The 26,400-nt window shown below is 53.1% G+C and carries 26 protein-coding genes; 8 read left to right on the top strand and 18 right to left on the bottom strand.

Annotation, left to right across the window (positions count from 1 at the left end):
- Positions 1-80: 80 nt before the first annotated feature.
- The gene (locus QW520_02915) at positions 81-755 is read right to left on the bottom strand and encodes a hypothetical protein (protein ID MEM0448755.1); all 675 of its coding nucleotides are present in this window, start codon (positions 753-755) and stop codon (positions 81-83) included.
- A 197-nt stretch (positions 756-952) separates the two neighbouring features.
- Here QW520_02915 and QW520_02910 point away from each other — a divergent pair, with 197 nt between their 5' ends.
- The 3 genes from QW520_02910 to QW520_02900 are packed head-to-tail and all read left to right on the top strand — an operon-like array spanning position 953 to position 2,946.
- Positions 953-1,348: a 30S ribosomal protein S6e gene (locus QW520_02910; GenBank protein MEM0448754.1), complete on the top strand. Its 396-nt coding sequence runs from the start codon at positions 953-955 to the stop codon at positions 1,346-1,348.
- Positions 1,348-2,580, top strand: a complete 1,233-nt coding sequence (locus tag QW520_02905) for a translation initiation factor IF-2 subunit gamma (protein MEM0448753.1) — start codon at positions 1,348-1,350, stop codon at positions 2,578-2,580. The genes QW520_02910 and QW520_02905 overlap by 1 nt, the downstream gene beginning before the upstream one ends.
- 6 nt (positions 2,581-2,586) lie before the next feature.
- Positions 2,587-2,946: a twitching motility protein PilT gene (locus tag QW520_02900; GenBank protein ID MEM0448752.1), complete on the top strand. Its 360-nt coding sequence runs from the start codon at positions 2,587-2,589 to the stop codon at positions 2,944-2,946.
- A gap of 24 nt (positions 2,947-2,970) precedes the next feature.
- Here the strand turns inward: QW520_02900 and QW520_02895 are convergent, their stop codons facing one another.
- Positions 2,971-3,798 (bottom strand): DUF2099 family protein, encoded by an 828-nt coding sequence (locus QW520_02895; GenBank protein ID MEM0448751.1) that lies wholly within the window; start codon positions 3,796-3,798, stop codon positions 2,971-2,973.
- Positions 3,799-4,064: 266 nt separating this feature from the next.
- Here QW520_02895 and QW520_02890 point away from each other — a divergent pair, with 266 nt between their 5' ends.
- On the top strand, positions 4,065-4,736 hold the full coding sequence (locus tag QW520_02890) for a DUF120 domain-containing protein (GenBank protein ID MEM0448750.1): 672 nt from the start codon (positions 4,065-4,067) through the stop codon (positions 4,734-4,736).
- On the opposite strand, the gene purQ is transcribed toward QW520_02890, so the two are convergent.
- The 8 genes from purQ to QW520_02850 all read right to left on the bottom strand — a co-directional run bounded on the left by purQ (position 4,737) and on the right by QW520_02850 (position 15,087).
- The gene (gene purQ / locus QW520_02885) at positions 4,737-5,600 is read right to left on the bottom strand and encodes a phosphoribosylformylglycinamidine synthase subunit PurQ (GenBank protein ID MEM0448749.1); all 864 of its coding nucleotides are present in this window, start codon (positions 5,598-5,600) and stop codon (positions 4,737-4,739) included.
- The gene (purL, locus tag QW520_02880; protein MEM0448748.1) at positions 5,567-7,879 is read right to left on the bottom strand and encodes a phosphoribosylformylglycinamidine synthase subunit PurL; all 2,313 of its coding nucleotides are present in this window, start codon (positions 7,877-7,879) and stop codon (positions 5,567-5,569) included. Before purL ends, purQ begins: the two co-directional genes overlap by 34 nt.
- 23 nt (positions 7,880-7,902) lie before the next feature.
- Entirely contained in the window at positions 7,903-8,142 is a 240-nt protein-coding gene (gene purS / locus QW520_02875; GenBank protein MEM0448747.1) for a phosphoribosylformylglycinamidine synthase subunit PurS, read from the bottom strand.
- A 60-nt stretch (positions 8,143-8,202) separates the two neighbouring features.
- Positions 8,203-8,862, bottom strand: coding sequence for a MarC family protein (locus tag QW520_02870; GenBank protein ID MEM0448746.1), 660 nt, complete (start codon positions 8,860-8,862; stop codon positions 8,203-8,205).
- A 27-nt stretch (positions 8,863-8,889) separates the two neighbouring features.
- Positions 8,890-9,663 carry a tRNA (adenine-N1)-methyltransferase gene (locus tag QW520_02865; protein MEM0448745.1) on the bottom strand — a complete coding sequence of 258 codons (774 nt, stop codon included), beginning with the start codon at positions 9,661-9,663 and terminating at the stop codon, positions 8,890-8,892.
- A 310-nt stretch (positions 9,664-9,973) separates the two neighbouring features.
- A complete protein-coding gene (locus QW520_02860) occupies positions 9,974-10,363 on the bottom strand; it encodes a hypothetical protein (GenBank protein MEM0448744.1) in 390 nt (129 codons plus the stop codon).
- A gap of 256 nt (positions 10,364-10,619) precedes the next feature.
- Complete coding sequence (locus tag QW520_02855; protein MEM0448743.1) at positions 10,620-14,384, bottom strand: AAA domain-containing protein; 3,765 nt, start codon at positions 14,382-14,384, stop codon at positions 10,620-10,622.
- A gap of 499 nt (positions 14,385-14,883) precedes the next feature.
- Entirely contained in the window at positions 14,884-15,087 is a 204-nt protein-coding gene (locus QW520_02850) for a hypothetical protein (protein ID MEM0448742.1), read from the bottom strand.
- Positions 15,088-15,297: 210 nt separating this feature from the next.
- On the opposite strand from QW520_02850, the gene QW520_02845 reads away from it, so the two are divergent.
- Positions 15,298-15,504: a hypothetical protein gene (locus tag QW520_02845; GenBank protein ID MEM0448741.1), complete on the top strand. Its 207-nt coding sequence runs from the start codon at positions 15,298-15,300 to the stop codon at positions 15,502-15,504.
- Between the two features lie 24 nt (positions 15,505-15,528).
- On the opposite strand, the gene proS is transcribed toward QW520_02845, so the two are convergent.
- On the bottom strand, positions 15,529-17,004 hold the full coding sequence (proS, locus tag QW520_02840) for a proline--tRNA ligase (GenBank protein ID MEM0448740.1): 1,476 nt from the start codon (positions 17,002-17,004) through the stop codon (positions 15,529-15,531).
- A gap of 28 nt (positions 17,005-17,032) precedes the next feature.
- A complete protein-coding gene (locus QW520_02835) occupies positions 17,033-17,881 on the bottom strand; it encodes a ribose-phosphate diphosphokinase (protein ID MEM0448739.1) in 849 nt (282 codons plus the stop codon).
- On the opposite strand from QW520_02835, the gene QW520_02830 reads away from it, so the two are divergent.
- From QW520_02830 to QW520_02820, 3 genes are all read left to right on the top strand, one after another.
- The gene (locus QW520_02830) at positions 17,880-18,017 is read left to right on the top strand and encodes a hypothetical protein (protein MEM0448738.1); all 138 of its coding nucleotides are present in this window, start codon (positions 17,880-17,882) and stop codon (positions 18,015-18,017) included. The genes QW520_02835 and QW520_02830 overlap by 2 nt on opposite strands.
- A gap of 357 nt (positions 18,018-18,374) precedes the next feature.
- Complete coding sequence (locus tag QW520_02825) at positions 18,375-19,952, top strand: ATP-binding protein (protein MEM0448737.1); 1,578 nt, start codon at positions 18,375-18,377, stop codon at positions 19,950-19,952.
- Between the two features lie 2 nt (positions 19,953-19,954).
- On the top strand, positions 19,955-20,248 hold the full coding sequence (locus tag QW520_02820) for a DUF357 domain-containing protein (GenBank protein MEM0448736.1): 294 nt from the start codon (positions 19,955-19,957) through the stop codon (positions 20,246-20,248).
- Between the two features lie 14 nt (positions 20,249-20,262).
- On the opposite strand, the gene QW520_02815 is transcribed toward QW520_02820, so the two are convergent.
- Genes QW520_02815 through gcvPA form a run of 6 tightly spaced genes read right to left on the bottom strand, consistent with a single transcriptional unit; the run spans position 20,263 to position 26,379 of the window.
- A complete protein-coding gene (locus tag QW520_02815) occupies positions 20,263-20,709 on the bottom strand; it encodes a hypothetical protein (protein ID MEM0448735.1) in 447 nt (148 codons plus the stop codon).
- Between the two features lie 36 nt (positions 20,710-20,745).
- Positions 20,746-21,624 (bottom strand): pantoate kinase, encoded by an 879-nt coding sequence (locus QW520_02810; GenBank protein ID MEM0448734.1) that lies wholly within the window; start codon positions 21,622-21,624, stop codon positions 20,746-20,748.
- 1 nt (position 21,625) lies between these two features.
- A complete protein-coding gene (gene coaBC / locus QW520_02805; protein ID MEM0448733.1) occupies positions 21,626-22,831 on the bottom strand; it encodes a bifunctional phosphopantothenoylcysteine decarboxylase/phosphopantothenate--cysteine ligase CoaBC in 1,206 nt (401 codons plus the stop codon).
- 24 nt (positions 22,832-22,855) lie between these two features.
- Positions 22,856-23,530, bottom strand: coding sequence for a dTMP kinase (tmk, locus tag QW520_02800; protein MEM0448732.1), 675 nt, complete (start codon positions 23,528-23,530; stop codon positions 22,856-22,858).
- A 42-nt stretch (positions 23,531-23,572) separates the two neighbouring features.
- Positions 23,573-25,057, bottom strand: a complete 1,485-nt coding sequence (gene gcvPB / locus QW520_02795) for an aminomethyl-transferring glycine dehydrogenase subunit GcvPB (GenBank protein ID MEM0448731.1) — start codon at positions 25,055-25,057, stop codon at positions 23,573-23,575.
- Entirely contained in the window at positions 25,057-26,379 is a 1,323-nt protein-coding gene (gcvPA, locus tag QW520_02790) for an aminomethyl-transferring glycine dehydrogenase subunit GcvPA (protein MEM0448730.1), read from the bottom strand. The genes gcvPB and gcvPA overlap by 1 nt, the downstream gene beginning before the upstream one ends.
- Between the last annotated feature and the right edge of the window lie 21 nt (positions 26,380-26,400).

Genomic DNA, 26,400 nt, shown 5'->3' with positions numbered 1-26,400 from the left:
TAATCAGCCTCTGCTAGCATCGCTCCGCATTGCCCCTGGCACCTGTAGTGCCCTGAGTTGCATTTCTATTCTCTATTCATTCAGAGGCGATTGCCACATTTAGGGCAAAAGGAATATTCAGGTGGCGCTACTGTCCCGCATCTTGGGCAGAACTTCTGTCCCGTCGGATATCCCTTTGTCATACCTCCCTTCGTCTTGACACCCTTGAAGATAAAGAAAAGAACAACGATGACTACCACTATAACTCCTGCCCCAATGAGCACGAAGAGCAGCATAAAGTTAGAGCCAACTGCCACGCTCTCTACATTTCCGCCGCCCATCTCGAAATCTACCATGACCTCATCCTCAGGATTGGAGGGAGAAGCTCCCCCTACCGGCTTGTCACTATTGTCGATCAGCAGGTAGTACACTCTCCCGCTCACCAATTCCCCAGGATTGGATTCTACAAAGCCGCTGACACGCACATTTAGACGGCTCATAGGCATATAAGAGAAGGAGTCTCCGCGCTTGTACGCTTCGAATTGTTCCGACTCTAAAAGGAGGATGTCAATATTAGGACCGTACTGCACGCTCATCGAATAGCTCATGCCAGCATCATCAAGGGCTTTAAACCCCTTCACTATATAATAATCCCCAGCATCGATTTTCCTCAGCCCTGAATCATATATCACCCCAGCACTGACGGAGGGAGCGAAAGAAATGATCAGAAGCGCTCCCAGAACCAGTGCCAAAGCGCATCTCCTCGCCATTAACATTCTAAACCCCCAATATAATGAGGCTCGGCAGAGTGCTTAAACCTAACTGATTTATCACATCTTTGTCATTTGTTTTCTTAGACTTTTACGAATGTCTTCGTATCCACATCCCAGTTCGGGCTTCGCCTTGCATCGCAAGACCACCAATAGTTATTTAAGAAGAACAACATTAAGGCGGTTCACTCAAGGTGTTTGATATGGTCGAGTTCAAGGCCGTCATCAACGATGTGAAGACGGGCAGGTCCTATCAGGTATCAGTCACAGGTCATCATGCCAACTCTTTGATCGGGAAAAGGATCGGAGAGGTAGTGGACGGTATCTTCGTGGGCTTACCTGGATATAAGCTGGCCATCACGGGGGGAAGTGATAAGGAAGGATTCCCCATGAGACGTGACCTTCCAGGCGTAAAAAGGCGCAGGGTTCTGATAACGAGGGGTATTGGTTTCCGCAGCAGAGAGAAAGGACTCAGGATGCGTAAGTCATTGCGGGGGAATACCATCTCTCCCGAGGTAGCCCAGCTGAATATGAAGATCACTCAATATGGCCCTAAGGCCCTTGAGGAGCTCATTAAGGTCGAGGAGAAGAAGAAGTGATGAACGACATCCGCCAGCCTGAGGTCAACATCGGGATGATCGGTCATGTGGACCACGGCAAGACCACATTGACCAAAGCGCTGAGCGGGGAATGGACCGACCGTCATTCCGAGGAGATCAAAAGAGGCATCTCCATCCGATTGGGATATGCGGATGTGAGCTTCTACAAATGCCCTTCATGCGAGGGTTCGAAGGCTTACACCAACCAACCCACCTGCGGTGAGTGCGGAGGAAAGGCTGAGTTCCTCAGGGCGGTCAGCTTCGTGGACGCACCTGGCCACGAGACACTGATGGCCACCATGTTATCCGGAGCGGCCATGATGAATGGCGCGCTCTTACTTGTGGCGGCAAACGAGGAGTGTCCTCAGCCCCAGACCAAAGAGCATTTGATGGCCTTGACTATAATCGGTGTGGATAAGATAATCATCGTACAAAACAAGATCGACATCGTGACCAAGGAAGAAGCCTTAGAGAATTACCGTCAGATAAAGGAATTCGTTAAGGGGACAGTGGCGGAGAAAGCCCCTATAATTCCTGTTTCAGCTAATCACAACGTAAATATTGATAAATTGATCGAGACCATCGAGAAGGTCATTCCCACCCCCAAGTTGGATATCAAGAAACCAGCGCGCATGTATGTGGCGCGAAGTTTCGACATTAACATACCAGGAAGCGACGTCTCGTCTTTGAAGGGGGGTGTGTTAGGAGGCTCCCTTATCCAAGGGAAGCTAGAGGTGGGGGATGAGATTGAGATCGCTCCAGGCCGCAAGGTGGAGCAAGGCAGGGAAGTGATCTGGGAAAAGATCACCACTACCGTGGAATCGTTGCACGCAGGGGAAATGGAATTAGAGGTGGCCAAACCTGGCGGGCTGATTGCCATCGGCACCAAGTTGGATCCCTCCCTCACCAAATCTGACGGCCTCACAGGAAGGGTGGTTGGGAAGCCTGGTACACTCCCTCCCGTGATGCATAAGTTCGTGATGAAGACCAAGCTGCTGGACAGGGTGGTAGGAACAGCTCAAGACCTGGCGGTGGAGAGCATCAAGACCAATGAGCCCCTGATGCTCTCGGTAGGCACGGCAACCACGGTCGGGGTGGTAACCTCGGCTAGAGGGGATGAGTCTGAGGTTTCGCTGAAGATCCCGGTTTGCGCGGAAAAGGCTCAGCGCGTAGCCGTCTCGCGCAAGATTCAAGGCAAGTGGCGCCTGATAGGATATGGCATCGTGCAATGAGGTAGTATGCAAAAGGTGGTGTTTGATACTAATGCGCTCCTCATGCCCTTTGAGTTCCACATTAACATAGATTTTGAATTGAGGCGGCTCCTAGGGGATTTTCAGGCCTATGTGCCTGGTTGCGTGATAGGTGAGCTGAAGAGGTCTAGTAGCAAGCACGCTTCTGCTGCCTTATCATTGGCGCGCAAATATCCTATAGCCGAGACCAAGGAGCAGGGAGATGAGGGAGTGATAGAGGCAGCGCGTCGTTTGGAGGCTTTCGTAGTCACCAATGACGCTTTGATACGTTCCAGGTTGCGTAAGCTGGGGATGAGGACAATATTTCTTCGCTCAGGCAATCACCTGGCCTTCGATGGGGATTATTGACTAAGGTGAGGGTAAGGAGTGCGTTCAAACAAGAGGGCGAGGAGGGTCCTCAGCCCCTTCTTCTCTCCTTCCTCCCAGCTGCTCTATCCTGGCCTGAAGCAGCTTCTTGCCTTTTTCGCTGGCCGCGTATATCGGCACCTTGTTGCCAACCTGAAGCAGGGCGCGACCCTTAGCTTCCTCCCTGACCCACCTGGAAGCGCAGGCGGTCACGATATCGCAGGTCTCGAAGAATGTGCGAGCATCTCTTTGGTCCACACCTGTGGTGTGTACAGCAAACAGCATGAGAGAGGAGCCGAAGCCGTCGCGCAGCATGCGTGCTTCCTGAGCCTTGGCCAAGGTCACGCCCACATTGCGGTATCCTTTGGAGAAGGCAAGATGAGCGCCTTCGAATTGATCTATCCTGCCTTCCTCGGGCGCCAACACATTCTCCCTGCCTATAGTTTCCACCACCTCTGCTATGGGAGTGGTCTCGATGATGCCTGAAATCCTCCCCCCGATCCCCTGTATTAGCTCAGGATCGGTGACCACCACCGTGCCGGCCCCGTCGGCCACCAGCACCGCGCAATCAAGCATCTTAATGCTGACGGCCATGGCCAGTAGCTCTGAGACTCCATAGGTGAGGAAGTCGCGCATGCGCAGCTTCCTGGCGGGGGTGCACATGCCGAAGTCTTGGATCCTGAATTCCACATTCTGCTTCACAATCTCAGGCGTTATCTCCCTGATACCTCTATGTTTCATGAAAAGGGGGCAGTAGGATAAGGATGGCTTGCCTACCTGAATTACCTTACCATTCTCTATCACCACTACGGTCTTCCCCATGGCCTCGATGACATGCCGGTCCTTGGCGCTCATGACTGCGTCTATTTGGCGGCCGGTTAAAAAAGGAATCGAGTCCTCACTGGAAGCGATACGAAATTTTCCCTGTCATCGATTGGTAAGGGAAAACCCATTTCAAAGTTCATCCTCAAGGGTATTGTCCATCATAAATAAGCGAGGTGTTTCTCGGGGGATTAAGGTCTCTGCCCCCTGAGGCTTACAGCTTAAGGTAACGAAAGAAAGCCACATTCAATTTATACTTGTCAAATATCAATAGCGGATTACACGGAGAGGTAGGAACTATGATGGAGGAAAGCGATTGGCGGTCGATTGTGGCCCTACGCAGGATCGCGCTCATGGGAGGAGCGCGTGATTACATCTCCCTCTCCTCCAGAGAATTAGGTGAGGCCTTAGGCATAAGCCAACAGTCAGCCTCCAAGCGAATTCTAGAACTCTTGGCTCAGGGATGGATTGTACGAGATCTAGGGGCCCGTCGTCAGCGAATCAAGATCACGCAGAAAGGTTTGGAAGCCCTGAGGCGAGAGTACTTGGAATTTCAGAGAATTTTCGAGACCCGGGATCATATCCTCATCAGAGGCAAGGTGGTCACGGGTATGGGAGAGGGTCAATACTATGTCACCTTGGAAGGATATTCAGAGCAGTTCCAGGAGCTTTTGGGTTTCAAGCCCTACGAGGGCACTTTGAATCTGCGAGTGAGGCAGGAAGACCTTCATCATTTAGATTCCCTGCGTGATTCCCAAGGGATAAGGATAAAAGGCTTCGAGCGCGACGGGAGGACCTTCGGGGACGTTATCTGCTACATGGCCATGCTGCAGAACATCGAGTGCGCGATAGTGGTGCCTACCCGTTCGCATTATGAGGATGTTATAGAGATATTATGCAAGTATCATCTCAGGCGAACTCTAGGGCTCAAGGATGGAGACGAGGTTGAGGTTCGCATCCCCCTCCGCTGATCACCTGCTCAGGGAGCGCGAATACGCCACGGCGGATTGGAATATGGCCCTGCCATCCCCCTCTCCTGATGGGTCCGTGGGAGTACGAGTCCAGTCGGGATGGGTGTAGCGGTAGAACGCCCTCTCGGGGTGAGGCATCAGGCCTAGTACATTACCTTCACGGTTGCACAAGCCAGCGATGGAGGAAACGGAGCCGTTGGGGGACCAAGGATAGCCGGCATACCGACCTTGAGGGTCCACGTAACGGAAGACTATCTGCCCTCTCTCCTCTAGCTTTTCCAGCACCCCCCCCTCCTTCCCTTGTGGCAACATAAGCTTCCCCTCCATATGGGCACTGGGGAACATGACTACCTTCCCTTTTGGAATGGTGCGGGTGAACACGCAACTACCGTCGTTCTCATGTTTAAGCAGCGTGGGTATGCATTCGAACCTAGCGGAATCGTTTACGTACAGAGCGGCCTCAGGCTCCGTACTCATGGCCGTTTCTATGGCGGGCAGCAGACCCAATTCCACTAGTATTTGGAAGCCGTTGCATATGCCTATCACTGGCCTTCCCGATCGCACGAAATCCTTGAGCTGGTGAGAAAGGGCCGAGCGAAGGCGCGCCGCGAAGATCGCTCCTGCCCTGACGTAATCGCCGGCGGAGAATCCTCCTGGAAGGGCTAGGATGTCATAATCCTCTAGGTCCCTTTCCATATCCTTGGGGCACTGGTGCAGCAATTGCTTGAGATGCACCATCTCTGGTGCCCCCCCAACCTCTCTGAAGGCTCGAGCCGTCTCGTCCTCGCAGTTCGTGCCCTCTATGCGAAGAACGCAAACTCTCACCTGTCTCATCCCATCACCTTCCACAATGGCTCCGACCAAGCCCTCCTCAACTCCTTTATCTCCACATCTACTAGGACGTCCTTGTCCTCTATCACAAGCATCTCCCCGCCCACCGTACCTATCCTGCAGAGGGGAGCCCGCATGCATGCCAGCCACTCACTTTCTTTCTCTCTTGCCACTTCCACCAGCCAACGGGAGTTGGATTCAGAGAACAGCTTCACTGGCGAAGGCAATTTATCCATTGAGGAGAGGTCGGCATTCACGCCCACGTCGCCTGCGATGCACATTTCCGCCAGGGCCACCGCCAAACCACCATCCGACACATCATGACAAGCCCTTACTAGACGGCGGGCGATGCATTCATGCAGGCAGGAAAGGGATAAAGAGAGAGCGCTTGGGGATACGTCTGGCACTCGTCCACCCCGACCCCCATAAAGTCGATAAAGGGCGCTGCCTGCCATTTCATGCCTGGTCTCGCCCACCAGGTAAATGGGGTCTCCTTCTTGCTTAAGGTCCGTGGTAACGCATTTGCGGATATCGCTCACTATACCCACACCCAATATCGTGGCGGTAGGGAGACACGCCCCCTTTGCAGTCTCATTATAGAAGCTCACGTTGCCGGAGGGACAGGCAAGGCCAAGTGTTGCAGCCAAGTCCCCTATCCCTCGCACAGCCTCGCGGAACTCGCCCAACCTCTCGGGCTTTTCTGGATTCCCGAAGTTCAGGCAATCCGTGAGGGAATGAGGAGCCCCGCCCACGGCGGCGATGTTGCGGCAAGCCTCGTCTACTGAGGCCATGCCTCCTTTGTAGGGGTCAAGGGAGGTGAACCAGGGGTTGACTCCCACGGCTATGGCCAATCCACGATAGGAATCATCCAAAGGCTTTATCACCGTGGCATCGCCGGGCCCGCGCATGCCCAATTTGCCTTGTAGAGGCTTTATGACTGTGTTTCCGCGTACTTCATGGTCGTAGAAACGGATCACCCATTCCTTCGAAGCTATGTTGGGGTCTGACAGAAGGCGCAAAAGCACATCGGTCATATCGCGGGGAAGCTCTGGAAACTCCTCCTCCACGGCGGATGGCATGGGCTGGATGCGCATAGGCCTGCAGTACTCAGGCCCTTTGGTAAGGAAGTCCAGCTCCAATTCGAAGACCTTCACTCCCTCGAATGTGAGTCGCACCACTTGCTCCTTGATGACCCTGCCAATGACCGTAGCCGGGACGTCCCATAGTTCAAAGACTTCCAAGATGCGCTTAACATTTTTCTCCGGGGCAGCTAGCATCATCCTCTCCTGCGACTCTGATACCCATATCTCCCAGGGTGCCAGTCCTTCTTCCTTCAATGGTACTTTGTCCAACTGTACCTCGGCTCCACATCCCCCGGCCAAGGCCATCTCGCCTACTACGCAGGAGAGCCCTCCCCCTCCTAGATCCTTCATCCCATGGATCAGCTTCTTGGAATTGACCTCCAGACAGGCGTGGATAAGAGGTTCTTTCATTATCGGATCGCCCAGTTGAACCGCTCCCCTTGATTCCTCTTCTGACTTCTCGTGCAGCTCGGCCGAAGCGAAGGTCACTCCATGTATCCCATCCCTACCAGTCCTACCCCCGACCAATATTAGCACGTCACCTATTCCCCGCACGGAGTTGCGCACCACATCGCTCTTCTTTACAATGCCAACACAACCCACGTTAACAAGGCAGTTGCCCACATACTTCTCATCGAACCAAACGCCGCCAGCCACCGTGGGCACACCAATCCTATTCCCGTAGTCGCGTATGCCCGCGACCACTCCTCCAAAAAGATATTTAGGATGCTTCACCCCCGCCGGGACCTCGCCCGAATAGTCAGGAGGTCCGAAGAATAAGGGATCGATGAGGGCTATGGGCTGAGCCCCCATGCAGAGTACGTCGCGCACGATACCCCCGATGCCTGTGGCAGCACCACCATACGGCTCTATGGCTGAGGGGTGATTATGCGATTCGATACGGAGCGCATAGGCATATTCTTCATTGAAGGACATGACTCCTGCATCGCCCTTGGCGATAATGTCTGGGTGCGAGAGGCCGAATATGTGTTCGCGCAAAAATTTCTTGGATGATTTGTAGCAGCAGTGCTCGCTCCACGCCTGCCCTATCGACTGCAGCTCCACATCCGTGGGCCTGCGCATCCTCTGGGCGAAATACCTCTGCACTGTCCTCATTTCTTCCAATGAAAGGTTGAGTCCCAATCTCAAGGAAATTTCAAGGAGCTGGGCATCGCTAGCAGCGAGGATATCGATGTCGAAGAGTTCGAAGGGGAGTGGCCTTCTGCTCATCAAATGATCGATCGACATGTTGATCACTTGATTGTGATTTTGTATTTCTGTATGACTGGATTCGCCAATAGCTTGCGGCACATCTCTTCGCATTCCAGGACCGCCCTCTCAGGGGAAGCCTCGATATCGATTTCGAAGACTTTCACTGTCCTCACACCTTTCACATCCTTGAAACCCAGAAGTTCCAAGGCCTTCCTGGTGTTCTGTCCCTCAGGGTCAGCCACGCCATGCTTAAGCTCTATCCTGATCTCAGCGACTACCAATGACGCACCCGTCGTGGAATCTCACCTGCCATACTTAACAGTTGGCCGTTGTTGGAGTTCTCATGTCCAAGGCGCCCTCTCGATGTACAGCGTGACGGCATCGAAGACCCCGTTCATGATAAATCCCACCGCCACTGCGGCCAGCAATAGGCCCATGATGCGACCGAAGGCGGCTGCCCCCCCTCGGCCCATGCGTTCGAAGATGGGTTGAGAGTAGATGAGAAGGACATAGCTAATGGCTGCGGTCGCCAAGATAGAGATGAACACCGAGGCCAGATCAAAGATCATGTCGGGGGAATCCATGGCGTAGGAGATGTAGATCATGACGGTGGTAATGGCACCCGGGCCAGCGAACAGAGGTATCCCTAATGGAACCACACCTATTTCCTCCTTAGCCAACGCTTCCTGCCGCTCGTCCTCGGTGATCTTGGCTCGGGAGCGCTCCCCTCTCATCATGGCGAAGGCCACGGAGAAGAGCAGCAGACCTCCTGCTATCTTGAACATGGGAATGGTTATGCCGTAAAGCATGAAGATGTATTGACCGAAGATGCCGAAGGCGAAGAGGACAGCGAGCATGACTATGCATATCTTGACGATAACCCTATGCTTCTCCTCTTTGGTGTAACCCTCAGTAACAGTGACGAAGAATGGAATGTTGCCTATGGGATTGACGATAGCGAAGATGGCAGCAAAGGCTGTGATGGCGAATTCCCAGCTCATTCGGCGATAGGACGCTCTGAGATATACTTATCCTTTGCCTACACTCAAGGCCCGACGAGCAAAGATGAGATAACCGGTATGACCGAGGCTCTCGAAAGCAGGCCGCACTCCTCCAGGGTGCACCTCCATACGTCTTTGCATGATTTCCAGGGCCTCCACTTCCAAGTAGCCTCTGCGACGCAAGGATAAAACCGTCTGCTCTAATTGATTGACGTTAGGCACGAAAGCACAGAATCTTCCTCCAGGACGCAGGAACGTTTCTAGGTTACTGAGGGCCGACCAGGGCTCTGGAACGTCTAGGGCGACTGCATCCAGCTCCTTTTCCAATCTGATTTCGTTGATGTTTCCGATGCGCAGGTCCCAGGCTTTGACGAAGGGAGAGCGAGAAACGTTCTTGCGCGCCTTGGCCGCGAACTCACTTCTCATCTCCACTGAGATCACGAGTCCTTCGGACCCTACCGCGTTCAGTAAGGCGGTGGTAAGCGAGCCAGAGCCCACACCTGATTCAAGGACTACATCACCTGGCTTCAGGTCGAGACGGAAAACAATGGCGGCGGCGTCCTTGGGAGTGATGACCTGCGGCCCCCTCTCCAACGACTCCATCAATTCGTTGGCTCCAGGACGGAGTGCATGAAATATCTTGTCTCCCAGCCTGAGCATGGACCCCTCAGGCGCACCAACCAACTTAGAGCCGTCTATGACACCAAGACCTGGAATTTTCACCATATCTTTGGATAGAGTGAGGAAATGCCTCCTGCCCTTATCGTCCAGAAGGTAGATGATTTCGCCCTCGCGTAGCATCGTTGAGGCTATGACGGGAGACGAACATAAAGTCTCTGGCTATATTAGTGGGTCAGAAACGTAAAGATAAAGGATGGCACAGTTAAGAAGCACATGTTATCCAAACGAAAGAGGGCAAAGGCCTGTTTTTACATTAAAACTCTATTACAGACCAATTACGTTCGCTTGCCATATCTTTGAGCCCTACCCACTACGCAAATTCGTGAAAGAGATAGGAAAGAAAAGCAGCTCCGCTCACGAAATCAGGGCCTGAGCTACACCAAATTCTCAGGCTGTTGCTCTCCCCGTGGGCCAACTCTCTGCTGGAGTGTCACCTCAGGGCCTTGCCGCAGCCAGGGCACTTTAAGTCGTGCAAGGAGATGGCTGCGCCGCAGGAGGGACAACGCGGTGCCCCCTCGGTTTGATGCACGACTTTCTTGGCTTCCTGCTCGGTCTTCGTTGCGGACTCCTCTTTCTTCTCGAATTTATAATTGGGTGCGCCATATGATGGCCTGGCAGGGTACTGAGTTGCTTTTGTCTTTCTTTTACGCACGACCAATAAATACCAAAGCAAGAGGCCGATCAGGCCTAGGAGAAAGCCTAAGAGGGGCCAAAGCAAGCCCTTCTCGCCGTTCTTCTTCTGATTCAGAAAGATCAGGACCGCTATCACCACACCTAATATCAACCATGCTGCCGAAGGGAGAAAAAACGATTCCAGCATCCCATCACTGTCTGATAAATGTCTGACGTCTTATAAAAAGATTTTTAGAAAAATCCTTGGTGTGCACTCAAAGGGAATTATATTTCGCTAATTTCTCCGCTGTCCACCTTGACATGTTAAAAGAGTTTTAGATCCCCTCCACATCCGGGCGAACCTCAAGTCACCTGTCTCCTTGAGCAATTATACATCCCTTCTCCATCATTGAGGTCGGATACAAGCCCCAATGATGAAGCACCTTCCACACTCGCAAATTTCTCTATGGCTCTAAGGGCCTTTTTGCAGTGAATTCAACTTCTTTGCAGAGCGCATCTATCCTTCTTATTAGGCGGTGAACCTCGCCTTCTCTATCTCTCCACCAATACCTGGACCATACCCTCTCTAGATTCCACCCTCTCTCAATGAGATATTTGGGCCTGACCACGTCTCTCTCCCTGGCGCTCTTGGCGCTTTGGAAGGACCACCCATCCCCCTCAATCCCTAGGATATAGCGCGAAGGGTCTTTTGGGTGCACTACAGCTAGGTCCACCTTGTATCCGGAGAACCCTACTCTTTCCTCCACCAACAGTCCTTGGGCTTCCAAGGCGGTCTTGATCATGCTCTCAAGGCTCAGGGGTGCACGCTCTTCAGGAGCTCCCTCGGACTTAAAGGTCCCCACACGTTTCAGTACATCTTTCATCTCCTCCCTATCCATTCGGGAGACCGCCTGGGCATAGAGGAGATAGTCTTTTAGACGCTTGGGGCCGAGGTTCTTGACCTCTTCCACCGGTAGTTCTGCGGGGTCGAAGGAGGCGACCATTATCACCTTCACTCTAGCTCTCGTTATCGCCACGTTTAATCTGTTCTCACCCCCCTCCAGATTGAGGGGTCCGAATTGCACCCTCAACTTTCCAGATGAGTCTTTGGCATAGGCCACGGAGAAGATTACTACATCCCTCTCATCGCCCTGCACGTTCTCGATGTTCTTAACGAACGGCCTATCGTCCAGGTTCCGGGAGGGTGAGGAGGAGAGGGCGAAAAGCCTGTCGAACTCTTTGTCAGTAATCCTTCTGCTTTCTATCACATCTTCTATCAGATCGCGTTGCCGTTCGTTGAACGTTATCACGCCTATAGAGGGAATCCTGCCCTTTCGCTCCCCTTCAGAGAGAAGGTTGTATATCAGATCCACCACCTTCTCCGCCTCAACCTTATTCCTCCTATCCTCCCATCTTCCCTCCACCTTGACAAATTCAATGGGGGCGCGCTCGAAGAGTCGCTGCACATTGGCCGCTATCTGGAGATTCCCTTCATAGAAGGCGTAATTGCTGAAATCTATCAGCTCCTGGAACTTAGATCGATAGTGCCAACTCAGGTAGCGAGGAGAGACATTCCGCATGGCGAGCATCAGCAGGCTCTCGGCCTCGGTGACTTCGTCTAGCTCCTCCTCGTCCTGGCTGCGGAAGAGGTCGAATGGACGAAGCTGCTTCTCATCACCAGCTATGACCACTCTCTTCCCTCGGTATATGGACGGTAAGGCCCTTTCTACTGCCAGCTGGCTAGACTCGTCGAATATAACCAGATCGAAGAGCCCCTTCTGTAAGGGGAATACCTCGGAAACCACCTCCGGGCTGACCAGCCATACAGGGGCTGCGGTCATGAGCTGGAAGGGATATAGCTCCATTAGCTGGCGTACAGACTTTACTCTTCGTTTCTTGTTCAACTCGTCCAACAGTCTGTTCCATTCTGTCTCCGGTCTTTTGTTGGGATGATGCTCTCCCGGAGGCAGGCGCCTCCTTCTGCAGGAATCGAGGGCCTTCCAAGCAAGCCAACGGCGTAAAAGCTCTCTTCTTTCTTCCAGAAGTTCTGCCAATCTAGCGCTCAGGCCTCGATAACGAGAGAGGGGGTCGCCTGACAGAAGAGGATGTGTCCTCTCGAACTCGGATATCCAGGAAAGCAGCATCTCCTGCTCCAGGACGAGCTTCCAAGGCTCACCATCCGCCGGGAGTTGAGCCGAACAAAGATCATAGGCCTCGCGCTCCTTAGGGCTCAGCGAAGCCACGCGCCTATCATGCTCTTTCATGGCATCGAAATCTTTGAGTGCGCTGCGCATCGCCTCCAGCCTTTCTCGCAAGATGCCAGGCTGCGAAGCCATGTCCAAAAGCTCTTTTAATCCTCTGGGACTGAGCCACCGCCCTAAATCTTGCACGGATTGCATCAATTCCAGCCCTAGGGAAAGCGCATCCCTCGTGCGCTGAGCGTCATTTACCCTGGGATCGCTGGGGAACTGATTTCGGAGTGAACTGAGCAGCTTGAGAGAGGACCGCCATCTAGGACGGATTTGATGTAGGAACTTTCCCTCCAAAGAAAAGTAATCATTCATAAGGCTAAGCGCCTCGCTTTGCTTCTGTGGATCACCGATGACCAAAGTCTCCTGCAGGCAGAAAGAGATAGCGCGCAGCAGGGCCGCATCAATTTCGAAACGCTCCTTGAGCTCGAACTGGGAAAAGGGAATCCTAGCTTGCCATGGATATGGTGCACGGTCGAAGCGCCAAAAACCTAATTGCAGTTCAGGCAGCTTGGCTATTAGGGAATCAAGCTCAGAGGCGGTGAGACGGTAGGGAAGAGAACCAAGGTTCATCCTCGGCACATAACTAGGCGCAGCCCTGAGATAGAGCTCCCTCGGACGAACGCCATTAGGCATCTCCTTCCATAAAGGCTTGACCAAGGCATTCAACTCCTGAACCACATAGTCGATCTCCGAGCTGACCTGCGCGAATCTTCTCTCTAGTCCCTCATCCCGCAGAGGAGGGTCTCCGTTCAGTCTCTGGGAGAGCATGGCGTACATCTTCGCCCTATCTGCACGGGAGTCGTGCAGCACTACCGCCACATCCGAGAGCCCCACCCTACCCAATCTCTGGTGCACCACATCCAAAGCGGCCCGCTTCTGGCACACTACTAGCACTTTCTGATCCTTCGCCAGGGCATTGGCGATGAGATTGGTTATGACTTGGGACTTTCCTGTCCCCGGTGGCCCCCTCACCACCACTGCTTCAGCCCTCTGTGCTTCTAGCAACACTTGATCTTGACTCGAGTCCGAGGGGAGAATATTATTAAGCTCTCTATCCGGGGTGGAATCTATGTCCACATTTGGTATGGAGGGAGGGGTAGCGCGTAGATGATGGACTTCCAAGAGATCATCCAAGAATCCGAGATCTGTCTCTCCTTTCTGCACGCGCTCGAGGAGGCGCTCGTAATCCTGGTAAATGGCAGTAGAGCCTTGAGGGAAGATACCGACCGCCGCAAAAGGTACCAAGGCTAGCTCCACCTTATCAAAACCATCGAGGTCGCTAGTTGTCAGATCATTTAGCAGTGGCACTTTGTCCATTGGTATTGCTGGCTCTAGCTTAAGGTAGGGTGATAGTAAGGCCTGGAAACGCTCCACTAGATAATCTGGAAGTCCATCTTTGGGGGAAGTCTCTATTAAATCCAAAGCTCGCTCCTGCAGATCATCTGGTAGAGATATGCCGCACAGCCTCCTCAATGCTGCCAGGAGAGCTCGGTTAAGAATAGGCTCCTCATCTTGGAAGGTGAGATACCAACCGGGTATCCCTTCGGAACGTACCCTTTCCAGCCTCACCGGGAAAAGGAGCAGCGGGGCGCGCACATAACCCTCGGGACAAGGCCTCCCCGCCAGGAAAGGGAATCCAAGATAGAGGTCGCTAAGCCCCATCTCCTCTTCTATAGTTCTTGCCGTCCTATCCAGGGCGGAGCAGTTGGCGCGTACTTGGTCAGCCCATTCGCTCCGGTCCGAATCCTTGACCAGTTGGATTTCGGAATGGGTCCTCAAAGCCTTCCTCAAGCAATCATCTGCTTTCTTGACGTCCCCATTCCACAGCCTTCCAAGATCCAAAACGAATTTCTTGTCTATTCGCCTCAGGAATATGGATCGGTTACGCCAATCAGTATGCAAGAGCCTGTCCTGGTATACCTTGAGCCGGGAGATTAGAACCTCTGTCCCCTCCATATCCCCTACTTTCCCATCCACGCCCTTAAAAAGGCTACAAAGGGATATTAATCATTTGGAGCCAGTGCGCAGAGCTAGAAATGTCAATTAAGCCTCATGAATCCCTTTGGGGCTCTAGCGCATTATGGATGGGACGTTTCCTCTCACCTCGCAGTGGACCCGCGATTTGTTTATCTCAGATTCTCTAGGAAAGATGATAGCGTTCTACCTCTATCGAGGCCACAGGCTGTTGAATCGCAACTTTTTTTTCAAAATTTAAGGCTCCGTCCCTAATCTTTTTAAAGTTCGATAGCTAGGTATTGTTAAGAATTATTGATCACTCTGACCATTCTTTCTTTTTCGGTCTTGAATTCGATTTCAGCAAAGCAGACATCAAGATCAAGAACGCTGATTAATTCCCTAAATCACCCAACCTTTGGACTGGAGATATTTCTCCCTTGGCAGAGAAGTTATGCAGAGAAAAAGGTGGTTGGTAACGAGTTTCACGAAAAGCGCATTTTCAAATCGTCCGTCTTTACTCTCATTTTTTAGTAGCATTGCTCTTTTTCGCCGTACTCTTCGACGCCTTCCCTTTTGCTTTTTTTGGCTTTTCTTCCACCACCAATTCCATGGGCACGTCGCAGCAGATGACATCGCATTCGCCGCACTCGCATCCATCGTCCTCGATGACTACTACGAGCCCGCATTCTGGGCATTCGTACTTCTCGCCTTTTTTCTTGGTCATTTCAACCCCTCCACTCGGCCCAAGCGGGCCATGTTAAATATTATGGCATCCACCTTAGGATATAGGTTTCGTCATCTTATCAGCCAAAAATAGAAGAATTCGGTTAGGAGGCGGTTAAGTCCCAATTGGCTTTATGCAGCTGTGTATGTCACTCGCTATTCCAATTAAAGCAGCAAAATAGTTATATGCTCATGGCATTGAGCGCTGCCGATGGCAGAGAACGTCTTCCCTAAAAAAGCGAAATTATGGCTATCCCTCCTCCTTATCCTAGGGGGATTCGCCATGTGGTGGGGGTGGGGCCTGATGTATGGCACCTGGAATATTTTCGAGAGGGAGAGCATGGGAGTGTACGCCATCGTGGTAACTCTATTAGGTCTGGGGATGCTCGGGCTGCTTCTCGTTTGGAAGCAGAGATGAAAGCCTCGAAGGCGTAGTTTAAGCTCACATGGCGCGCGCAGCATATGTAGCTCGCTCGGTCTCCTTGCCGCACACCAAACATCTAGCTCGAAAATCCTCTTTGATGTAGGGAGTTCCAAGTATCTTAAGTTCGGTTCTGGTCTCTATCTCGCGGCCACATTGCTCCGCACCGCACCATCCGAACCTGAGTATCTTCTTAGGCGGGTTCTCCAGGGTGTCGATAGTGGCCACGGCGTTGGCTAACCTTGTCCAGGCTGAGGCATTCATATCCTCCATTATCTTTTGCAGCATCACCTTGACTTCCTGAGATATCGTCCCTCTAGGGAACCAACCCTTGGAGCCATCGTGGCGCACGGCATAGCTTACTTTCCCCTCAGAGATATCTTTGGGACCGAGCTCCAAACGTAGCGGCACCCCTCTCATCTCCCAATCATAGAATTTGCTACCGGGGCGCTCATCCCTCTCATCTAAATGAGCCCTAATACCATCTTTCAGCAGCTCATCCCTCAATGTCCTAGCAGCGGTCGTAACCTCCTCTACTTTACCCTTGGCCAAGATGGGCACGATCACTACTTGATAGGGAGCCACATCTGGTGGAAGGACCAGGCCCTTATCGTCGCCATGAAAAGCTACGATGCATCCGACTAACCTCTCGCTCATGCCAAAAGTCGTCTGATGCACATATTTGAGCGTGCCATCAACGTCCTCATACTTTATTTCAAAGGGGCGAGAAAAATTTTCGCGATAGTGATGTATGGAGCCAAGTTGCAAAGATCTGCCTTCAAGCAAGGGACAATCCACACCCACGGTATAGTAGGCACCGGGGAACTTATCCCATTCCGTGCGCACCAGTAGGAAATAGGGAAGGGCTAGACGTCTCATCAGTTTCTCAAGGATAACGAAGTCCTCCTCCACCTGTCGCTGCGCATCCTCCTCGGTGGTATGGCAGGTGTGAGATTCGAAGAAGTGTATCTCTCGCACCCGGATGAAAGCCCTCGTCATCTTCGTCTCATAGCGGAAAGTGTTCACGATTTGATAGGTCTTCAACGGAAGGTCGGAATGGGAACGGATCCAGAGTGCGAAAATAGGATACATAGCCGTTTCCGAAGTGGGGCGCAGGCACATACGGATGTCCAATTGGTTAAGGCCGGCATGCGTGACCCAATACACCTCGGAATCGAAGCCCTTGATATGCTCCTTCTCCTTCTTGAATTCCGTCTCCGGTATCAGGAGGGGAAAGCAGACCTCATCATGGCCGGTGGCGTCGAATTCGCGTCGAATGTACTCATCGATGAGGCGCATTATCTTCCATCCATAAGGTCTCCAAACATTCATGCCCTTGATAGGGTAGCGCTTATCAGTCAGCCCCGCGAGTTCTACGATCTCGTTGTACCATTCGCTGAAATCCTCGGACTTCTTGACCACCATTGTCTGCACCAAGGCGAAGTGGGAATGTGCTTCCGCTTTTATATGCTTTGGAAGGAGAGGCTTCTCAGTCAATAGAGACGCATCAGAAGGGAAAATAAGATCAGAGAGCCTTACTAACTACCTTGGCCACGGATATCTCCGAGACCTCGCTTTCTAAGGTATTGGTAGATACGATTCTATCGCATACCTGCTGAAGCTTGGGAACCGCACCGCCAGTGAAAAGGCCGTGCGTGCAGGAGGCATAGACCTTCTTAGCCCCGAGCCTTCTTAGCTCATTGGTGGCTGCGATTATGGTCCCTCCAGTGGAGATTATGTCATCTACTATCAATACCGTCTTATCGCGGGCGTCAACATGGCTGGGCGTGATCCTGACTTCCGTGCCGCTGATGCGCGTCTTCAACAGATGATCGCTCTCACAGCCTATCACCTTGGCCGTCTCCCTGGCTCTTTGTGCCGCCCCTGCATCTGGTCCCAGGACTAAATCTATTCCACAAGATGAGAAGTACTCTCCTATCGCGGGAGCAGCCTTAAGATCTTGGGCAGGAGCGCGGGCGAACCACTCCAAGACATCAGGCTTATGCAGATCGATGGTGATCAGGCGGTCCATCTCCATCTCTAAATGGCGTAGCATAACCTTGGCGCTCAGCGCCTCACCAGGATTGAATCTCCTATCCTGGCGGGCATAGCCGAAATAGGGAATGACACAGGTGATCTTCTCTGCACCTAGACCTCGGGCGGCGTCCAGGAGCAGCAGCAATTCCACCAGGTTGTTATCTGGATAGGTGTTCTGAACCACCACTACTTCCTTCTCCAAAGCGGGGCGCTCAATGCGGACATAGGCCTCGCCGTCAGGAAACCTCTTGGTTATTGCCTGGACGAACTCTACCCCTAACATAGCAGAAAGGTCCTGGGCCAAGGATCTTGAGGTCGAGCCGCAGAGAATTATCATGGCAGAGGGAATCCCGATAATGGAATTAAAGGATTGGGGGTGCAGTAAGCCCATGCTCCTTGATGCATTATTAAATTGTAGAAGGTCTGCTCCTCGGCAAGACCCAGCACAATTGGCTATGGAAAGCGTAGCTTGAACGAAGAGGAAGGAATAGGCTCGTTGAGATTGTCCTGGCCTCGAAGTGAATATATCGCATTTTGCGCGAAAAGAAAACATGTTGAACCAAGCTAAGGCCATCATGAACTTGCGAGTCAGGTGATGTTAGGACCGTTAATGGCTAGCAGGGGGCATGATTTCCATCTTCCACGAAAGACAGCAGTGTTAAAAATGCTGATTATAGCCTGGTTCGTGTGAAAATGTATGTATGATAAATTTTTTTAAATAAATTATAATAAATAAGCTAATTAGCTCTCGATGTCAAAAGCCTCTCCGTCGCAATCCTTCATATAAGTCGCAATATATTTATCCCAAACGCTGGATATCATCCGCTGGGATGGGAATGCAAATAGATTCTACCATGGGGACTCCGCCCTCTTCCAGCACGGCCGAGATGCACCTCGAACCAGCTTCGCCTATAGCCCCTATCAATCAAGGTAAGCGACCAAAGAAGGAAGGGCTTTCCCATGTGGGCATAATCTTCGGCAACGTCGGCACCTGTGAGTTCCATTGCCGGGTCTTCGGGGATATCGAAACCATGGAATATGTGCAGGTAGAGCATCAGCATGAGGGCTGGGTTCTGGGCCGGGTCTCTTCCATGGAGAGAAAGACGAATCTCTCTCTAGACCGTGCTAAGATGATCCAGGACGGGGAGGAGGTGCAGATCGACGAGGAGGTCATAGCCAAGGTGGACATAGTAGGCTTTCGCGACGATCGAGGACTTTTACAAGTGCCTCGCACTCCCTTTAGGGCGGGAGATCACGTGTACAAGGCCACGGATGAGCTGATCAAGAAAGTGATAGGCATCAAGGAGAACATGGAGACAGGGGCCTATGTCGGTCTGCTTTACGGTCACGACATCCGGGTGGAGATAGATATAAACGCTATGGTACAGAAGCACGTCTGCATACTGGCAAAGACGGGAGGAGGCAAGAGCTTCCTCTGCGGGGATCTCATCGAGGAGCTGATGAAGCATGGGGTCACCACCTTGATCTTCGACCCCCATGGTGAGTATGGGGCGATGAGGGAGAAAGGCCCTCAACCCTCCACGCACCGCTGCTTCAACGTGACCCCGAGAGGTTACGCGGAGCAAATCATCGAGTTCGCCACGGATACTACTATCAATCCACAGGCCAAGCCTCTACGCTTCACCTTGGCCAATCTCGAGGCCAGAGATCTTCTGGAACTGACTAACATAAAGAAGGGAGCCACGTATCTGAAGGCCTTGCGCGAGGCCATCGATGCGGTTCGCACCGCCAAGAAGGAGTACTCCCTGAAGGACATCATCAGGGTGCTGGAGGGGGATGAAGAGGGGCAAAACAACGCGCTCATCGCTGAGCTGGAATATCTGAACGAGATCAACATCTTCGCCCCTCAGGGCACTAGGTTCGACGAGTTGATAGTCAAAGGTAAGACCACCATAATCAATTTCAAAGGCACGCCACCAGACATACAGGAACTAGTGGTCAGTCGCATAGCCACCGCCTGTTTCGAGCTGCGCAAGGCCAATAAGATACCGCCCATGATGATAGTCTGTGAGGAGGCTCATAATTACTGTCCTCAGCAGGGCCTGGCAGCTTCCTCCAAGATCTTCCGCACCATAGCCTCAGAGGGGCGAAAATTCGGATTAGGCTTGACAGTGATATCCCAGAGGGCGGCGAAGATAGATAAAAACGTCCTCTCACAGTGCAACACCCAGATGATTCTCAAGGTCACCAATCCCAATGACCTAAAAGCCATCTCCAATTCCCTCGAGGGTCTCTCAGAGGGCATGGAGGAAGAGATACAGCGCCTGCCTGTGGGTGTAGCTCTAATCATCGGAGGTAACATCCAGATGCCTCTGTTCGTAGAAGTTCGCCCGCGCGAATCCAGGCATGGAGGAGAGTCGGTGGAAATAATCCCCACCAAGAGGTAGAGATGCAGGACCGGATCACGGAAGAGAAGCTATCTAATTATTTGGATAAGACTAAAAGAGCTCTTTCCAAGGCCAGGATAGCAGCTCCTCCCCGCTCCTTCAATCGCAGGCTGGCAGAATCATTCTTGGATATGGCAAAGTCCTATTTTGAGGATGCTCAACACTTCTCTCAGAAAGGGGATTATGTGAACGCCTTTGCCTGCGTCAACTATGCGCATGCATGGCTTGATGCGGGAGCGCGCATCGGTCTCTTCGATGTGGGTGAAGATGATCAGCTATTCACCTTATTCGAATGATGAGGGGGCGATAATCATCCCTTCACCACGGTCCATAGCATAGCAACCGCGCCACCTGCTATGATGAGAGAAACTAGGATCACTGCTAGGCTTTGATAGGCATTATACCCCTCGGCGAACAGCCACAGCCAAGCTATCACTGATGCCATCCAGGTACCCCATATTAGCAAGGTGATCGAGAGCCGCCCTCTTGAAAATCCGCTCTTGCCCTTCCAATCTATCTCGATTTTTTCTATCTGCCGAGCAAGGTTAATGCCATACCTGCCCCATAAAATCAGGAGTAGGGCCGCGACCAGGGTTAGGGAGAGCAGAATTACGGCCAAGTTCTGGTATACGCTGAACTGGCCTGCCATGAAGTAAAGCCATATGATAATCAACGAGAGCCACAGGGCTCCGAGGAAGAGGCTGCCCCCCAATCTCCATGCCAGCCGACCCGCTGGCCCGTCCTGATCCACCTGCATGCAAGTGATTGAAGAGTTACGAACTCATAAAAGAGCTTACTCTTCATCCTTAGAGGAATCTATGATCCGCGGCCCTCTCCAATCCACCCTGCAGCGGTACGTTGTGCCCCGCTCCGATAGCAAGCGGTCCTGGTCTGGCACATGTCCTACAGCGAAGATGGAGTTACCTAGCATGGCCATGCTGGCGGGACCAAACTCCTCTGCAGCCTGGACCGCCTGCTCCACCTCTTGAGTCGCTAGCCCAGTTCGACTCATGAACTCCCTTGAGAGTCGCATCAGCGTCGCTAGGGTAGGAGAAAGAGACATGCGCTTAACGCAATCTTTGCCCACCTCGTTCACCACTTTTCTTTTCCCCGGGTCTGAGAGGATGGATGAGGTTGCCAAGGGTCCGCCTACCACGCAGAGCACCACCTCTGGCTCAGCGTTGATGCGGTCTATCACACCATAGGGAGGAAGCCCCTCCTTGCGCCTGAAGGTGATGCCTCCCCGGGACATGGCCGCCACATCCCCTAGGCCAGTGCGGTGGGACAGCTCGGCCTCATGCGCCGCTCGCAGGGCCGCTCGGAAGGGCAGGCCTAGAATGTCGCAGGTGGCATGCGCCGCAGAAAGCGCTCCCGCTGCGCTCATGCCGAAACCTTGGCCGCAGGGCAGGTCCTGGACGATATCCACATAGACATCCACTTTCCGCTCCAGAATCACATTGCTTACCGCCGCCTCAGTCACTGGCGCCCTTGCCTCTTTCCCATCGATGCGCACGATGACCTCTCCATTGCCTTCCTCTATCCGGACCGTGGAGGTTGCGCCAAGACTGAGGCACATCCCCGCGCCCTTAGATCCGGAACGCATGGGGTCGCGGTGCTCGCAGATTTGGAAGAAGCCTGTCACATGAGCGGGGCAGAAGGCTTTGGCTCTCATCCTATGCCCTTCTCCCTAACATCCTCGCCTCGTCCAAGATGCGGTCTGCCAACTCTCTCTTACTGCCCTTAAACTCCATCCTAACACCCTCGGCATCCAGGATTATGGCTTTGGTCTCTCCCGGCAATACATCCCGCAGATCGTTGGCCACTATGAGGTCCAGAGGTATCTCTTTCAGCCGTGAAGAGGCGCGGGAAAGGAGGTGCTCGCGCTCCGCAGCATGCTCGGCCTTGAATCCTATAAGCGTTCTGGCTTTGGGACGAAGCGCTTTAAGAACCTTGGGTAGGGGCCTAAGCCGTAGCACTAGCTCTTCCCTCCCGGAAGGAATCTTCCCCTCCACCTTTGTCGTGGCATAATCGCCCAGTGCTGCAGGTACGATTATCAGGTCATGGGATGCTTCTTGACTCAAGGCTATCAGCTCATCTACGCTGGAGAAGCGTCTCGTTGTGATATAGGAAGGCACCTGCACTGAGCTCCTGCCCATCCACAGCTCGATCTCAGCCCCCCGTCGGAAAGCGGCCTTGGCCAAGAGCACCGCAGTCTCGCCTGTGCTGCGATTGGTGATCACGCGCACATCATCAATTGGCTCCTCGCTTGCACCACCTATGACCAGCACCTTCTTCCCTAGATAGTCTCTACGGCCGATTCGTCTAATCACCCTGGCCACTATCTCTTCCATCTCCGCTATCTTGGCCTTCCCTCCCTCCACCCTAGGCCCTACGATCTCCACGCCCTCGCTTTCCAGAGCTTTAAGATTCTTGGCCACGAAGGGATTCTGATACATCGTCAGGTGCATGGCCGGGGCTACCATGACAGGTATATTGGATCCTAGGGCAGTGCTGGCCATGGTAGTTACGGGGGTATCATCTATTCCGCTGGCGATCTTGGAGATGGTGTTGGCAGTGCAAGGGGCGATAAGCAGCAGATCGGCGTGGTCCGGAACGTCTCCCAGGAGTGCTACGTGCTGCACTCTACTGTCTATCACCTCTATCACTGGATTGCCTGTGGCGAACTCCAAGGCCCAAGGAGTGACCAGCTTGGCCGCGTCTGGGGTCAGCACCGCCTGCACATGCGCGCCATGGCGCACGAGCTCGCGCGCCAATCCGAAACTCTCTATGGCTGCGATGCTGCCGGTCACGCCCAGTACTATCCGTTTACCATCCAAATCCTTTGAGGCCGTTCCACGCAGCATCTCGCTTGGGTGCATGAGGAGCCATCCCCGATGATTTGCTTAAATCTTGCTTCTTATATGTCGCAATGCCTCTCGCGCCACCTCTTCCACTGATCTGGAGGCGTCCAAGGAGACGAAAGAACTGTCCTCTGCGGCCAACTGGCGATAGATGACCTCGACTTCGCGCAGGTAGTGTTCGTACTCGAATTTGGTTAGCCCCCTCCTGCCGCTCAACCTCTCCAAGGCCAAGGGCACAGGCAGGGAGAGAAGCAGAGTGAGGTCAGGCTTCACGATGGCAGGTTCGTTGACCAATTTGAGCCATTCTACTGCCCTTCCTCTACCTCCTAAGCGAGAAGGGAGTAAAGCTCCTTGATAAGCAATAGTGCTGGCATAGTATCTATCGCATATCACCAGCTTCCCTTGCTGCAGCCATCGTACGATCTGGCGGGTATGCTCTGCTCGGTCGGCAACGAATAGCAGGGCTTCAGCCACAAGATCAACGTCCATGGTATTGGCGCGGCGAACCGCCTCCCCGATGAAGGAATGAGTCGGCTCGGAGGTGAGCAGAACCCTCTCAGGCATGGAGGCAGACAGGGCCTCGAAGACAATCTTCGACACTGTCGTCTTTCCCGAGCCATCGATGCCCTCGAATACCACAAAAAGACCATGGTACGGTCGCTCCGCTGAGGCCGCCTCCTGCCTCGCCTCCTCTACCCACTCCGTCGATGCCATCATATCCCAGCCATTGACTTCTTTGAGAAAATAATTCTCCTTGCTTTAGCTCCCTTTTTCAGCTCCCCTCATCATCCTGCGCCGATAGGCGCGGTATGAGAGTATGGCTTCTTTTGCTGCTTGAACCTCGTCCACACGCTTGACTGAGGTATTGTGGGGAGAGGACTTGACTAGCTGGGGGTCTTCGGAGGCTATGCGCAGCAGAGCCTCAGCAAATCGGTCCAGCGTACCCTTGGTCTCAGACTCGGTAGGCTCGATCATCAACGCCTCTTCTACCAGAGAAGGGAAATATACCGTGGGGGCATGCATACCGTAGTCCAGCAATCTCTTCGCCACATCCAGCGCTCTTATACCTTTCTCTTCTTTCAATTTCTTGCATGAGACCACGAACTCATGCTTCCTTAGCTCTTTATATGGTGCAGGATAGACTGAGGCTAATCGGTGCTTCAGATAGTTGGCATTGAGCACTGCTCTCTCTGAAGCCTCCTTAAGCCCGTTCCCGCCCTGTCTCAAAATGTAGGCATAGGCGCGCACTAACACGGCGAAGTTGCCGTAGAAGGCTCTCACCTTGCCAATAGAATCCGGCATATCATATTCCAAATGATAGCGACCTTCACGCAGGACTATCCTCGGAACGGGGAGGAAAGGCTCCAGTTTCTTCTTTACGCCCACTGGGCCTGCGCCTGGACCCCCTCCGCCATGAGGAGTGGCGAAGGTCTTGTGAAGGTTGAAGTGGACGATGTCAAAGTCCATGATGCCAGGAGAGGTCTTCCCCATGACTGCGTTGAGATTGGCCCCGTCATAATACAGCAACGCTCCCGCCTCATGCACTATCCTGGCAATATCCCTGATTCGCGCTTCGAAGATGCCTAAGGTGTTGGGGTTTGTGATCATGAAGGCTGCGGTCCTCTCGCTCACCGCCGCATCCAAAGCCTCTAAGTCCACGCAGCCGTCTGGTCCTGAAGGAATCTCTATGACCTCGAACCCGGCCATAGCCGCGCTAGCTGGATTAGTCCCATGCGCGGAATCAGGCACCACCACCTGCGTTCTTTGCTCCCCCTTTTTGGCATGATAGGCTTTGGCCAGGAGCATCCCGGTGAACTCTCCGTGCGCACCGGCGGCGGGCTGCAGCGTCACCGCGTCCATCCCCGATATCTCGCACAGCGCCTTTTCCAGCTCGTACATCAGGCGCAAGGCACCCTGTATCGACTCCTCCTCTTGATAGGGATGTATGCTGGCTACGCCTGGCAGCGAGGACAGGACATCCCCGTATTTGGGATTGTACTTCATCGTGCAGGATCCCAATGGATAAATGCCGTTGTCCACTCCGAAATTCATCTGGCTGAGATTGACGTAATGCCTCACCACCTCCCTCTCCGGCAGGGAGGGGAGGTCCAGGGATTCCCTTAGGAGCTCGGGGGGGGCCAAGTCCTCCAGCCTTTCTACCTCATCGGAATGAGGAAGGTCGATCTCAGATTTACCGTCCAACTCGAATATCAGGCGTCTGTCATGCCTGGCCTGGCGGTACATCAGACCACCTCCTTTAGCGCGCTTATCAAGCGCTCCATATCCTCATCGGAGGTGAGCTCGGTGGCGCAAAGCAGCATGTGGTCTGGAAGTTGGCGAATATGGCGGTGAAGAGGTAGTCCTCCTAGGATGCCCTTCCTAAGCAACAGCTTGTTCAGCTTCTCCGGTCTCAGCGGTGTCCGGATCACGAACTCATTGAAATGGTAGGAGTCGAAGATGGGCGAGTCAAAGCCGTCCAATTGGTCGATTAGAGCTTGCAGCTTACGAGCGCGTGATATGTTTATCTTGGCCAGGGTGCGCAATCCTTCCCTCCCCAATATGCCCAGGTAAGCAGCCGCTGCCACCGCCAAGAGAGCCTCATTAGTGCATATGTTGGACGTGGCCTTGGAGCGCCGGATATGCTGCTCCCTGGTCTGCAAGGTCATGCAGAACGCCCTCTCCCCCTCTGCGTCCTTGGTCATGCCTATGACACGTCCCGGCATCTTGCGCACGTGCTCCTGACGGCAGGCGAATATACCTAGGAGCGGTCCACCGAAGTTCATGGGTATGCCCAAAGGTTGTCCCTCCCCGATGCATATGTCGGCTCCATAATCGCCAGGTGCCTTTAGGATCCCCAAGGAGATGGGGTTGACCCCCACCACCAGAGCAGCTTCGGGGAATTCCTTTTTTAGGAGAGGAGCATGGGAATCGATGACACCGAAGAAATTCGGAACCTCGACATATATGCCAGACGTATCCGGTGTAACCTTCGCGCGCAAATCCTCCAGGTCCAATTCTCCCGTGTAAGGGTCATAGGAATACTCTACCACTTCTATACCTGGACCAGAGCAGTAATTCTGAAGCACGGACTTCTTCTCCCAGTTCATGGCCTCAGGGATCAGGAAGCGTTTGCGCTCGTTGAGGCGCATGCACATGGTAGCCGCCTCTCCCAGCGCGGTCGAGGCATCATAGTTGCTGGAGTTCACCGCTTCCAGGCCAGTGAGCTCGGCAATGTAACTCTGGTATTCGAAAAGCGCTTGCAACAATCCCTGGCTGATCTCAGGCTGATAAGGTGTGTAGGAAGTGATGAATTCCGATCTGGTTACGATGGTCTTTACCGCCGAGGGGATGAAATGGTTATATATGCCCGCGCCTAGGAAACAGGGACGCCCTTCTGCATCCAGATTCATGGCCATCATGGTTCTGATCTCTCGCAGCACCTCGGCCTCCGAAATCCCTGCTGGTAGATGTAGGCCGTTGATGCGCACTTCAGGCGGTATATCCTCGAACAACTGGTCGATGCTGGTCAACCCCAGCTCGGAAAGCATCTCTCCAGCGCGCTTCATGTTAACATCCTCGCTACCCAA

The organism is Methanomassiliicoccales archaeon (assembly GCA_038740345.1).
Lineage (GTDB): Archaea > Thermoplasmatota > Thermoplasmata > Methanomassiliicoccales > UBA472 > JAJRAN01.
Note: the sequence above shows the minus strand (reverse complement) of the source record. Positions and strands in the feature narration are given on the sequence as shown.